General features: G+C 34.6%; 8 protein-coding genes. All 8 read right to left on the reverse strand.

The genetic code is table 11. The annotated features are described in order from the left end of the window. Positions 1-8: 8 nt before the first annotated feature. Positions 9-434, reverse strand: a complete 426-nt coding sequence (locus VB715_RS19440) for an HNH endonuclease (RefSeq protein WP_323293679.1) — start codon at positions 432-434, stop codon at positions 9-11. Between the two features lie 170 nt (positions 435-604). Then, the gene (locus VB715_RS19445) at positions 605-1,039 is read right to left on the reverse strand and encodes a hypothetical protein (RefSeq protein WP_323293678.1); all 435 of its coding nucleotides are present in this window, start codon (positions 1,037-1,039) and stop codon (positions 605-607) included. 11 nt (positions 1,040-1,050) lie between these two features. Continuing rightward, positions 1,051-1,758, reverse strand: a complete 708-nt coding sequence (locus tag VB715_RS19450; RefSeq protein WP_323293677.1) for a hypothetical protein — start codon at positions 1,756-1,758, stop codon at positions 1,051-1,053. Between the two features lie 268 nt (positions 1,759-2,026). Next, positions 2,027-5,140, reverse strand: a complete 3,114-nt coding sequence (dpdH, locus tag VB715_RS19455; RefSeq protein WP_323302862.1) for a protein DpdH — start codon at positions 5,138-5,140, stop codon at positions 2,027-2,029. Positions 5,141-5,329: 189 nt separating this feature from the next. Further along, a complete protein-coding gene (gene dpdG / locus VB715_RS19460) occupies positions 5,330-6,256 on the reverse strand; it encodes a protein DpdG (protein WP_323293675.1) in 927 nt (308 codons plus the stop codon). A gap of 294 nt (positions 6,257-6,550) precedes the next feature. Then, complete coding sequence (dpdF, locus tag VB715_RS19465; protein WP_323293674.1) at positions 6,551-9,310, reverse strand: protein DpdF; 2,760 nt, start codon at positions 9,308-9,310, stop codon at positions 6,551-6,553. Between the two features lie 441 nt (positions 9,311-9,751). Then, positions 9,752-13,198 carry a protein DpdE gene (gene dpdE / locus VB715_RS19470; RefSeq protein ID WP_323302863.1) on the reverse strand — a complete coding sequence of 1,149 codons (3,447 nt, stop codon included), beginning with the start codon at positions 13,196-13,198 and terminating at the stop codon, positions 9,752-9,754. A gap of 48 nt (positions 13,199-13,246) precedes the next feature. Beyond that, positions 13,247-14,116, reverse strand: a complete 870-nt coding sequence (locus tag VB715_RS19475) for a hypothetical protein (RefSeq protein ID WP_323302864.1) — start codon at positions 14,114-14,116, stop codon at positions 13,247-13,249. Positions 14,117-14,266: the final 150 nt, after the last annotated feature.

Raw genomic sequence — 14,266 nt, forward strand, 5'->3', positions numbered from 1 at the left:
ACTAAAAATTAATCAATAGGGGGATGCCAACCACTACTTACCCAACGTCTCCGCGCGCTGACAATCACAGCATGATTCATGCGTAAAGTAACGACTGTTCCCCGTCCAATAGCAGTTAAACCTTCTACTTTTGTCCCATCAGCACTCCAGGAAAAGTGGTCTTTCCATTGTTGTTGACGAGGGTTAAATAAAGGGATCTTTTCTCCTGTCAATGGGTCTATTGCCGTTGTATTTTTCCCTTTATATTCATTACAAGTACGACAAGCTAAACACACATTTTCAAAACTGTTATCTCCTCCAGTTGAACGAGGAAGAATGTGGTCTATTGTCATGGGAATGCCACTATTAGCTTCACTGGTTAAACAATAACAGCATCGCCGTTTGTCAGTGGTTTCAATTTTCTTTCGTAAAGCTTCAGACAAATAGGTTGTCATAAATTAATGGGGCAATTATCTCATAATAGAATAACAAAAATAGAAGAATAGATTAGAAGCATCTAAATTTTGCACTTTGACTGTTTTTGAATGGTTGAAAACCTTATCTATCTTAATTTTCGGTTATGCTCTTATACAAATGGGATGCTTTCAATAGATGAAGGTTTTTTTTAAGAATTGATAGAGAAACGTTCACCCCGCCATCTTAATAACACAGTAGCTTGGGCTTTTTTTAACATAAATAAGTCTGCTTCATAGCGTAATTTTTCCAGTTCAAAATATTCATTTTGGGTTAATTCTTCTTCTTGATTTTTCTCTAGAAGTTGGTTGTAGCGTTCCATATTTGCTGAAGATTGATGACTTTGAGCTATCTGCCATAGGGTATCATTATCTAAGCGATCTAAACGGGCTAAATCCGTTTGAAATTCTTCGGGTGCATCTGTCCAGTCAGGGGGACTACCAACGGTTAACGCATGAACCATAATATCTTCTAGGGAACGTCCTACTGCTTGCGCGGTATTAACCAAACGTTGATAGAGAGGGTCAGGAATTTGCAGGGTAACAGAAGCATCTTTCATTGGAAGTAAATTATTAGTAGTCAACATATTTTATCAATTTAACTCAAATGGATTCGTAATGTATGAGAAAGACGATGCTCTTTGATCCACGCTTCTACAGTGGGAGTTAATAGGTTGAAAGATGCTCCTGTATTACTTCCTGCTGCTTTAAGAAACTTTAAGACTTCATCAGGAACATTTTCAGCATTTAATGTATTCCAAGTATCATTTAATTGTTGAATTAAGTTTTCAATGTGGTCAAATCTTTCTTGATATTTTGGAAATTCCTCTGAGGATATCTGTATTTCTAACTGCCGAATTCTTTGAATGGTTGGTTTAAACTGATCAATTTGATCTAAAATATTCAAGAATTCAGAGTTGGTACTAGGAAGTTTTCGTTTTAGATAGTTTTTCCAAATTTCTAATAGTTGTGTTTCAATGGTAGAAGTTAATTTGTTAATACTAGATTGAAATTTAGAACGATTAAAGTTTTGATTATCTATTATCCATTCAGGATTTTCTTGATAGTGCTTTACGGTTAATTGAACTAAGTTCAACAGATTCTCAACCAGTGGGGCAAAATCTACTGAAATTAATCCTTTGCTACGAAATAAACGTAAGGGTTCAAGGACTTTAATCACTTGTTGGTAGTATTCAGTAATTTGTTCCTGTCTTGACTTAAATCCTTGTTGATTATTCGCATATTTTTGTAGTTCAATTTTTCTTTGAGATAACTCAATTAGTTGTTTAGATTTTTCTAGTAACATGGTTTTGACCTCTCAGTTTAATAATTGATGGTTTGCGTTAACTAATGGGTTGTTTAGCTTGGTTAATTTTAGTTGATGTAAGGTAATAAAACAATAAGACCTTGGACAAAAATCAACGTTACAGTTGAGAAAGACATGGAACAGGATTAGGGTTACTCTGTGCTTAGAATTATTTACCCAGTTGACTTTATTTATGTCCCACTACTTAGTAAAAGTCTAAACCTTAATGCGTAGTGTTATAGAATAGCTAGGAATTAATAATTGATTCTTAAAAATCCTTAATTTCAATGAGTAAATCTTGTAACTCAAGTAAATTCTTTTCGATAGATTGGGTAATGGTTTCAATTGATTCTCCGTTTTCTTCTGATGTTAATTGATGAATGTGATCTTGAACAGAGTTTAAAGAACTATCTAAAAACTTATTACTTTCTTCAAGAAATTCACTAGAAACTGTTATGATTTTGGTATTGTTCTCACTTAATAAAGAAAGTAATTTATTAGAGGAAGTAGTTGATAATTCTTTTTCGTTTTTGACTTTTTCCATAAGTTCGAGATAATTAGTTAATCTTGTCTTATTGAAATTAACCACAAGTTCACCTAATTTTTCTGCACTTTTTTGCCCAAAAACTCCTGCTTCTCTCGCTTGATCTATGGCTTCTTTGATTGAGTAAACAACCTCTTTTTTGTTGACATTTTCTCCAAATTCTGCTACTAACTTTTCATAAGTAGAAAGTTGGCGATCTGTTTCTTCTTCTATAGCTTTCATTAACAGTTCATCGACTTTATTTCGTACTTTTTGGATAACTTCATATTCTTTGTTTAAATCATCAGGAACATCACATTGAGGATTCCCTGTTTTACGAACTGTTTTGAGGGGTTCAATTATTTGGACTGTATCAATTATTTGAAAATTAAAACGACTCCCTTTGGTACAACCGATATAACTTTTGAGAATATCAAGTAATTTGTTTTTATTAGTTTGAAAAACTTTATACAATGCTTTCCAAGATGAACTACGGTTATTATCATCAAGTTCGGGTATTTCCAGGAATAAAGAGTTAATTGACGCTTCAATGGAAGTATTAGGAAGTCCAGACATTTGAGAAGCGATTTCCAGTAGTTCAACGGTTGCTGGAACGGGGTTCCAGAGTTCCCCCGAAATACGAGGACGACAACGAATTTGTTCTAGAATGTAGTTACTCCAGCGATCTAAGTGTTTTGCGTAGGTTCGGAAATAGCGATCTCCGTCTTCAAAGTTCCAGTGTTTATAGTAACTATAAAGTAGCATTCCTTGAAAAGCAATGGCTGTTTCTCGAAATTCATTTTCATCATCTGGCTTTTCATCATCTGGCTTTTCATCATCTGGCTTAAGAGGAAGCTGTAAAATAATTCCTGCATGATTAGCACCTTCTCCTCTCATTCTGGGACTATAAACTTGGACATTACGTTGTTTAAATACAGAACTATTACTGGCAAAATTACCTTTAATTAGCATTTCTGTATCCCATTCAATATGTTCACAAACCGCAGGATAAACAAACTCACGGATGTCTTTTTCTACGTCTTGAGGGAGAATAGCTTGATTATTCCAATTATCTAAAATGTTGAGTTTTTCTGCTAATTTATCGGGAATTTTTGAGTCATTAGAGGTGTTAGGAGAAACTTCATAGGTTCCTGTAGTTTCTTTGACAACAGGAGTAATATTTGTTTCAATGACTTCAACTCCCAAAGGAGGAAGATTAAAAGCAGTATGAATTTCAGGAGAAAGGTCACATATTTTATCGCTATCTGTCCATAAATCTATTAATGTTTGACGACGTTGGGAATGTTTAGTATCTTTACTTTTAATATCACTTTGAGTAATAGCACTTAAACGCATTTTGCCGAAATGTTCTCGTATTGAAGTAGAAGGAAAAGAACCATTTTCAATGTTCTCAACTGAATTTTCCAGGGTATATTTAAGAACATCTTTTAAGAGAATACGGGGATTAAAATGATCAGGGTTAACCCGTTTTCTCATTTGTTGTAACGCAATGGGAGTAAAGGGATAAAGTCCCATCCCATTAATATCACCAAACCCTTTATGACAGTCTTGACGGTGTTGACAGTCTTCACAAAAATTAGGAGGTTGAGAATTATTTTCATCATTTTTGTAGTCTTCTAACCATTGTTTTAAATCACTATTTTGATGACGGACAGCGTTTAAATATCTGGCCACCATTTGTTGAATATCTGCTTCTGTTACTAAGGAGTGATCACTAATTTCTCCCACGTCTAAACTAACTTTAAAAGTGACTCTTTGTTGAATGGTATCAAAGCTTTGAATTAAACCATTAAAATAACCAGTTGTGCAAGCTAAGGCCGTGCGAATAGCGCATAAGGGTTGACTTCCTGCTTGTTGGGGTCTAGCTAAAACTGCTTCTAAAACTTCCCTATCTATTCCCTGTAATTTGGCAAAATCTTCAATTAATAAGACTAATTCTACTTCTTTGTGAGCAAGAGTTTCTCTCACTTCTCGCATTAGTATTTGTAAGTCTTCTTTCCCTAAGTTCAAAACCTTTGTGATAGCTTCATCTAAATGTTTATTTAACCAGCTTACCGTGTCTTTTTGAACGTCTTCATCACCAATAAGAAAACGATAGAAATCTGTCGCTTGTTCTCCTGCTTTTTGTAAACCAACAATGGATAATGGAAGATCTTCTAAAGTAAATTCTCGTCTTTTTTCAACATTTTCAATAGTATTTTGATAACCTAAAGTATGGGTAACAAGACGATGAATAATACCTTCATCTTTTAACCAATACTCTTTACGAAAATAGGGATCATATAAAAGAGAGTCTAAACTCTCTACTAAATATTGTTCTTCTTCTGTTAATTTATTATGATCTCGTCTTTCATTATCTCCTACTGCTACCGCTAATTGATTAAGTAATTGTTTTCTTGCTTCTGTTTCGGTTAAGCTACTGGATGATTTAATTAAACGTTTACGATATTCATCAAATTTTTCTCCTTCTAATTCAGGAAGATTTAAAATCATCCCAATAATGTCTTTTAAGTTGGTTCCTAATTTTGGAATTAATAAGACTTTGCGTTTTTTGGTTGATTCAATATTGGCATCTAACCAACGAATTAAATGGGATTTTCCTGTTCCTGATTGACCTAAAATGGGAACAAAAGCAAAATCATCAGATTGTAAAAAGTCTCTTAAACAGTCTTCTTCTGTATAACTAATTTCATCAGTTCCTTGAATTGATTCACTTTTTTTCATCTTTAAAGGATGATGAGTCGCTAAGAAAATATGGTCTTCTGGTTGAATTGCTTCTATATTAAGAATGCGTTGAATATTCTCGCTTTTCCAGCAAACATAATTTTGAAAAGTCATGGTATTGATTCCTTCTTTAAGTGTTGTGTGAGAATAAGATGGGGTTAAGTAGTCGAACAAAAGTAAAGTTAACTGTGAAACGAGGAGTCATAGAGAGGTTGTAATCGACATAAAGCCGCAACGTCTCTACGACTACAAGAGTTAGGAGGAATTGAGTGATTTGACATTTCTTAACATAGTGTTGTTTATTTATGTTCGACTACTCAATGGAATTAATAATTTATTTAAACCATTAAAAATAATGTGAGAAACTCGACTACTATCATCAATTTTATTTTGTGCTTTAGGTAATAGCATTAAGTCTCCATCCGACTCTCGAATCAGTTGAATATATCCTTCATCTTGTAGTCGAAATAAAGCAAATGCAGTGGAAGTGGATAAATAATTAGTTTCTCGTTGACCAATATTCGCTTCAATGGTGTCTCTAAAATGTCCCGTTTCAAAGAGAGGACATTTTTTAGCAAGACGAGAAATAAATTCTCTTAAATATACTTTTTCTCCTGTTTCATTGAATAAAGATTTAAGATTTCGCTTAAGATAAACCGTTGGGTCTGGAACAAGTATGCGCTTTTTATCTAACCCATGACCCCACGCTAAACCCAGATAACACATCCAATCATCCATTTGACCATAAAGGGTATTATTGGTCATTTTTAATCCTAAAGTTTGGTCAACTTTTTGTTGATGTACAGCTTGTTCTACTTTTTCCCAAGTATTAGGAGGATCATAAATATATTGGGCTAAAAACCAAGCACAAACTAACCCGAAATCATACTCGTCTTCATTATTTGAAGCAAAGAAAAGATCACTTAATGTATTGGGTAATTTTAAATCTCCTGTTTTTTTATTTCTAACATTTTCCGGTAAATTACTATTGATAGCAATCTCGGTTATTTCTTCGGTTATTATTTCAACTAGAAGACCACATTTAATTGCTTCCGTTAAAGAATATTCAAACATAGGTCTTTCTGATGGTTTATCTTTTACTAATTCATCAGGAGAAACCATTTTTCCAAATACTTCTTTTTTTTCTTGTTGTTGTTTGGTATTTAATAAATAACGATAAATACCTCGAAAACGACTAGGGGTTGCTAAAGGTTGTTTTAAGACACTCATAGATTGTTTTCCTTGCTAATTAGAAAAATTGATGACTTGAGAAATAACTAATTGAAAGTGATGAAATAATACTTTAGAAAACTCATGGGTTAATCTCCTAAAAAAATTACGAATTCAACAATATAGCAGTTCCTTTACTGGTGAGGTTTCGCCGTGAATATCAACTAAACGGTATAACTTTTTTTAGTGTTAGGCAATAAGCCATAGGCAACAGAGAATAAATTAGAGTTTCTCTAGTAAAAGTGAGAAATGCTATAAGTTTTTTTAAGTTACTAAAAAAATGTTTTAAATATTTCATAAATTAATCTCCTTACAGAAAACATCAAGGCTAAAACTATGTCCATTAAACACATTAATTAGAAAGCGATCGCTTCTATTCGGATCTTTCGTATTACTGGGTAATAAAATAATATGAGGAACATTGAATTTGTTAGCATAGAGATACTTTTTAGGAAGAGTACGGTTAGGAGGATGATAAATTACAGTGGGAAGAGGATACATTTTAATTGGTTGAAACTCATCATAAAAAAAGACAATCTCATTCTGAGAAAAAGAGAGATTTAAAGGAATAGGAGAAATTAAGTTCTTCACTCCCTGACGAATCAACCATTGTATTAATTGTTCTAACGTTTTCGGTAAACCTTTTAAGTCTTTGTTGTCAATATCTTGACCTTGAGTAACGTTATAGAAGTTATTAGTTTTAAACTTGCTTTGTAAATCTTTTAAGTTTTCATTATCAATTTTTTGACTGTGATAAACCTCATAAAAGTTGTTATTTGTCAAGTTTTTTATCTGATAACTATCATAGAAAATTAATAGTAAGTTTTCATTTTTTAGAATTTTACTTAACTTATTTCCTAGAGAATAATCACAGGTTTTCCAAATAGGAGAAGGATGGGGCATAATGGAAGCAAAGGGTGTTTTATGCTGTTGACGACACCAAGGACACCCCCCACAAGCAAGAGAAACAGAAATGTTTTTTCTTGGGTTTGGTTCATTTTTCCCTGGAATGGTATAAGCTTCTTGAAAAATCGCTGATAAACAACGGTTAGGACGTTCCCATAACGCTTCTTTCATCAACTTTAGGTTACGGGTGTTTTGTCGTTGACGTTGTTTACGAATGGGTTCAACATAATTGTCCCAGGTTTCAGGTTTTAAGTGAAATTCATTTTTTATGCGGATAATACGGGAATTTTGATGATTTTCAGAGGCTTTTTGATAAGCTTCTTTTGAAGAGTAGTCCTGACGCTGTGGAGGTTGTCTCCAGTCAATTTCAATTAAACCTGCTTGACTCATTAAGATAAGGGTTCGACTATTCCAGTTGCGGTTTTGTTGACTATTCATGTCAATATCCTTCCCAGACATTGAGGGAGGAACATCGAGATTAACTCGATATAAACCCTCAGATTCCCTTTTTTTGGCATTAAACATACTTTCCCATCGTTGCAGTCCCCGATCTAAGGTAATACTCCGCTTTTCGTTTAAAGATGCTGCGATCTTGTAATCATCCTGAAATTGATAGTTATTATTTTGGGTATAAAGGGTCAAAGAAATAGACGCTTTCCCGTCTCGTCCCCCCCTCCCCACTTCCTGGTAAAAGCGATCGATGGTTTCAGGAATACAAACGTGGATCACGGAACGGACATCTTGCTGATCCACCCCCAACCCAAACGCAGAAGTGGCCACCACTATGTCAATACTTTTATCTCTCCACTGTTGGATCAGTTGCGATCGCTGTGTTGTGGGGGTTTCTCCTGTCATCACTGCAAACCGTCTAAACCCTGCATTTGCTAATAAGTCATCCCATCGATAAACATCTTCTCGTTTAGAAGCATAGATGATAATAGGTCGTGGCAGATGATAAATAGCCTCTAACAGTCGATTTTGTCGTTCTCTCTCACTGTTACAGCGACTAAACCAGTAAGACGGTTCGGGACGCAGTTGAACCGCCGAAAGGGTTTGAAAGTCCCCTGGTTCACCAAACAGGGTTTCTAAGGTGTCTAAACAAGATTCTGTGAGAGTTGCTGTTAGTAAAACAGTTTTAAAGGAAGTATAACGGAGTAAATCTTGCCTTAACCCTGGAATTTCCTGAAAAGCAGGGCGAAACTCTTCTCCCCACTGTTCCACCATGTGGACTTCATCAATGACCAAATAGCGTAAGTAACCCTGTTTAGCAGCATCGTATAAACAAGAAGATAGAGACGAAATGAGGCTTTCTGGGGAAGTAAACACGATACGCTGCGTTCCTTTGCTAATTCGTTGACTTATCTCCCTGCTTCGTTGTTTTCCTGCTTCAGAAGTATCCCCATAATAAGCGGTAGGATGGGAAATATAGGCAGATAAAGCCCGTTCCTGATCTAACGCTAAGGCAGTGGTGGGGACAACAATAACACTGACTCCTCCTTGTTTTGAGGCTAAAAGTGCCGGAAGTTGGGCGCATAGGCTTTTTCCTGCCCCAGTGGGTAGGTTTATTACCACTGTCGCCTTCTCAGGGGCGGTTAATACCGCTTTGATGGCTTCTTCTTGTCCAATACTGCGATAATGGGTTAATCCTACCAAGGACAGAAAATGTTGCCCTGAGTCAATATTTGGTTGCTTGGGCGATCTCGTAGAAATATCACCCAATACGGGAGTCTTATAACTATAATTTCGCCGTTTTACCTCAGCAAATGCGTCTTTTTCGGGTGATTCTGAGAAATTTAACCAGTTGGGATACCAAGGAGTAGCATAAATCAGGAAATTATCATCATTTTCCTGTAAAATGCCCATTCCGCATCGTTCCCAGATGGGTTTATCATTGGGATAAGGATAATAACGGGGAACTTTCAGGGTTTGGGGGGTTCCTCCGTTGATGTCTTCGTCTTCTCGTCTGAGGAAATGACGTATTAAACCGACTAATTCTAAAGGAGTGGGTTCGTTATCTGTTTCTACAGTCTTTAAGGCGTTAAATAAACGTTGATGACAGGGTTCTTTGAATGAAGAATTATTAGGTAGTCTTTTTCCCCATTTTCCTGCTTCAATTAACTGTTTTAGATGGTCAAAAGTATCCGTCATGGTTGGAGTAATAAGTGAAGTTTATCATGATTAAAAAAGTTAAGGTTAGGGAACAATTTAGTTACATTATTAGACTTTTTAAAAGTCTTTTTTTATGTAGAATAGTGTTGATATTTGATTCTTAAACAACTCCTCAATAGGTAGAATAGTGTTGACATTTGATTCTTAAACAACTCCTCAATAGGTAGCATAGTATTTAGATTTGATGCTTAAACAACTCCTCAATAGGTAGCATAGTGTTGACATTTGATTCTTAAACAACTCCTCAATAGGTAGCATAGTGTTGACATTTGATTCTTAAACAACTCCTCAATAGGTAGCATAGTATTTAGATTTGATGCTTAAACAACTCCTCAATAGGTAGCATAGTGTTGACATTTGATTCTTAAACAACTCCTCAATAGGTAGCATAGTGTTGACATTTGATTCTTAAACGACTCCTCAAGTTTCATTTTCTATATCATTAGAATTTACTGGAGAACGTCCAGAAACAATCATAAATCCCACTGCGTCTAATTTTAAACTAGGAGTAGAAATAGCCTTGACAAATGCTTCATTTAATGCTGTTTCTAGTTGCAGTTCATCCCATAATTTCGGTTGAGGAAAACGGGAGTAACGAGACTGTAATTGATGTAAACGATTCATTAATTTTACTTTAGCAGAAATGGTTTGCTTTTGACACATTTTAACGAAATATGAAGACTCTCTCAGTAAATTTTCGGATTGTTTTCTAGCCTGATGACAAAAGTTTGGCCATTGACTAGAATCGATAAATTCATCCAATAGGGATAACCTATTTTTAGCTAAGTTATAGTCACGGTTTTCTCCTCCTTTCCGACAATAAGAACGTTGTAAAATCCGTAATAATTTATCATCTTCTACAGGCTCAAAATATTGATCTAAAAAGATAGTTTCAACCTGGGGAGGAAATAAAGCATCTCCTTGACGTTTTAAGGCTTTTTCATTGACATGAGGATACTTTAATGATTTTTCATTGATTTGAGAGGGAGTAAATTCTTTTAAAACTGAGTTTATTTCCTGCCAGTTTATTTCGATTAAATAATCAAAACGAAACCCTAACCATTCTCCTCCTTCACTACTATCCCATGTCGTATCTTTTCGCCACATAGCAAATGCTTTTCCTCGATCATCCCAGTTAAAATAATTAGTTAATGTGTCCATTAAGGGTTGTCCAATTCGATAGAAGTGTACCCCTTGATATTTATTAGCTAGACGACGGTTGTAAACGCCTTTAAACTGTGTCTTTCCCGCAAAATAAGTTTTTAACTCTGTAGCAGAAACTAAGGTTTTTTCAGTGGGTTTATAGGTTCTCACATCATATAAGTTGGTATCATAAACCTGTTTAAATCTCAAGGCTTTACATAACCAACCTTCTACTACCTTTTCTATGGTTTGATGTTGGTCATCATAACTTTCTAGAATGTTAAAATAATTGAGGGCAGTTTGAGAACGATTATCTATTTCATCAAGGGCATTTTGTTCACTTATTTTAATCGTTTCTTGTTCTATTTCTTCTTTAATTAGACTAATACTTTTTTTGATACCATCAGTACCTACTTTAAACAAAATTTCTTCTATTTTGGATAACTTTACATCAATATAAAACTGTAAACTAGCAATAGATTGATTAAAAATATTAAACCCTTCATTTAGGAGTTGATACCAAGCATCAGATAAACTATTAGAAGTATCAATACCTGCTAATAACCAACTATTTACTTTCATTTTTCCCCCTATTCTATCTATTCTTCCTAATCTTTGTTCTAGTTGGTTAGGGGAAAAGGGTAAGTCAAAATGAATAACTCCGTCAACAAATTGTAAGTTTTTGCCTTCTTCTCCTGATTTATCAGCTACTAAAATAAAACATCGAGGCTCATTTTTAAACTTAGTTAAGTTAGTTTCAATGGTTTCTTTACTATCTCCTACCTGATGACTAACCACAGTATCTTTACCAAACTTCTCTACTAGATAATTAACAATAGCTGTACAGGTTAATGTAAAACTGGTAAAAATAATTAATTTAGGAAATTTATCTTCAGAAAAAGGTCGATTGATTCTTTGTTTAACTCTGTATTCTAATTTTTCTAAGTTACTTTTAAAAGATTGTAAATCAAGAATATCAGCTAAATTATAGAAAATAATAAGGTTTAATAATTCTAATCTATCTCCGTCTTCTGAGGGACTATTTAATATTTCTAGTATGGACTTGAGAATGTTTATTTCTCCTTCAAAACTAGGAGTTGCTAATAAGATTTTATACTCTTTTTCTCCTATATCTTTAATTAAAGAATGAATAATGTCATCACTTTGATTAGATTCAGTCTTATCCAAAGATTCACTGCTCATTATCATTGAACAATCATCAATTAATGAAGTATTTAAAATTCCTTTTAAACGAGTTTCAACAACTTGTTTTAAAACCCCTAACCAAGTATTACTACTACAAAACAGTAAAGAAAAAATACGCTGATAATTAACATCATGGGGTGCAATAATACGCCATTCATCTAACAATTCATGAATAGCATACATACGCTCATCTAAATCATATTCTAGTTTAGGGAGAGCATTACGGTCAAAAATGACATCTTCAACTGTAGCACGACGGTTACGCAACATCCGTCGATGTAATCGATAAGTATCACTAATATAAGTCCGAATTACCCGAATTTGTTGATTTATTGCTTCTTCATCCTTAACTTGTATATTCTCATCCTTAACTTGCATAGAAGTTTGTAACCCATCTATCAAAGTTAAAAGGGTTTTATCCTCCCTAAACAGGGTTTTCAGCTTATTAACCGTCTTTTTCAGAGGAAAACCCCCTATTCCTTCCTTAAACGACAATAAAACTCGTCCTATTTCCTGTCGCTTCTCTATTCGTTCTCGAAAACCGTCAATATCGTCTAATTGATAGCTAGTGGGATCTAAGAGGTGTAACATAGCTAAAAAATCCTGTTCATGGTGTAAAACAGGAGTAGCAGACAAAAGCAGCAATTTTTCAGCTTGATGGGCTAATTTTCGGCAGATTTCAAAATAGGAACGTTTGACTAGATCCTCAGAAGTGGCCATAGCGGCGATATGGTGCGCTTCATCTATGATAAGAAAATGATAGTTATCAGATAAAATATCTAAGTTTTTACTGTTTTCTGTCGAAATAAGCCTAACTCTAGCCCCAAAATGCGATAAATAAAACTTTGATTCTAACTCTTGTTGCCATTGATAATAGAGAGAAGGAGGAACTATGACTAATGCTTTCTCTGTGGGTTCATCCAGAAGAAATTGCCGTAAAATTGCCCCTGCTTCGATAGTTTTGCCTAAACCCACCTCATCAGCGAGTAAATAGCGTTGTATGGGATCTTCTAATACCCGACGGATGACTTCGACTTGATGGGGGAATAACTCAATATTGGCAGATAATAACCCTGTCATGCCCCGACTAATCGCCCGTTGTTCGATAATTGTTTTGAGTAAAGGAGTGCGTAAGGTATGAAAATAGGGGGTTTCCTGTCCTTTGATGGCTAAGATGTGGATGGGATCTTCAATGGGTTGATTACAGCGCACATAAATTTGCTTTTCTGAGGCGAAAATGGTGTGACTATGGGGTAAATCTAGTTGATATTGTTGTCTTTCTTCATCCCAAGCATAAATACGCCCCATTTGCCAAGTTTCGGTTTCTTCTTCATAGAGATAACATCGGGTTTGACGAGACAGTTTGACACGACGCAGAGAAGAAATAGGAAGGGTTTGGGTAATGGGTTGTCCCAAGGTTGAGAAATATTCAACCGTTGCGAATGGTTGTTCAACTGTTATCAATTTCCCAATTCCTAAAGTATTATCCGTAGAACGCACCAAGGAACCATTAGTCATGCTTATTTCTTAATTGTGGGTTACACTTAGGGTTCCCACTTTTCCCTTTTAAGTAACAGGGTGATCTCTTGTTTCCATTCCAGACGACTCAGAAGCAAAATTGATGACTTCCTGTAATGGGTTACGATCTTTGAATTTTTCATCATAACAAGCATTCCACCAAAGCCAACCCGTAGAATCAGCCCATACTTTATGCTTCTTCAAAATATCTAAACGAGTTAAAGCTAATCCTCCTAAGACAAAATCTGGTCTACTCCAAGTTAATAAGTCATCAAATTCTTGAATTGATAAACCAAATTTTAAGCCAGTTCTTCTTGTTTTATCTGGTTTGAGTAATCCACCTAAAGCAACATATTTATAACCCATATTTCGATATTCACTGATCAAAGATGACAGAAAACTTTTAGGTGAGTTGTAATAAGGTAAGAAAGAATCTTGAGAGGGAACTGATTTTTCTGTCCAGTTATAAAGTATCTCGCCAACTTGAACTACACCAATTAATTGATAACTTCTAGGTTGCTTCCAATATTCCTCCAAACTTAGTCTTGCTAAATAGAGAGAAATTAAAGGTTCTCCGATAATATCAGGAGCAAAAACATAATCAGGAGAAAAATAGTCACATCGCTTTAGATAGTCTTGAATCGTCTTTCGTAGCTTTTTTTCATTAGCTAAATGTAGCTCTCGTATCCATCGAGCATTTTTAAACTCACAATGAATTTGATAATACCAAGCTTGCTGTTTATTCTCAAAAACTCCACTATCTATCAAAAAAGGTTTATCAAAAAGCCGAATTTTGTGCAGAAGTTTATCATAACAAGAAAAAGGAGCAAGTATTCCATAACTTCCCTGAATAATCTTGAATTTTTCTAAACGTTTAGGACAATCTACAGAAAAGACAGGGAGAAAATTGTTATTCATATTAATTTAAAATCATCCTATCAAATAGAAAAAATGCTACCAAACTAAACTTTATGTAGAGATGTTTCATGAAACATCTCTACCTATTATTTTGGGCAAACCTTTAGTGATTTTATATTGGTATATTTTCCTGATTTTTATGATTATATA

Origin of the sequence: Crocosphaera sp. UHCC 0190 (genome assembly GCF_034932065.1) — a bacterium.
Lineage (GTDB): Bacteria > Cyanobacteriota > Cyanobacteriia > Cyanobacteriales > Microcystaceae > UHCC-0190.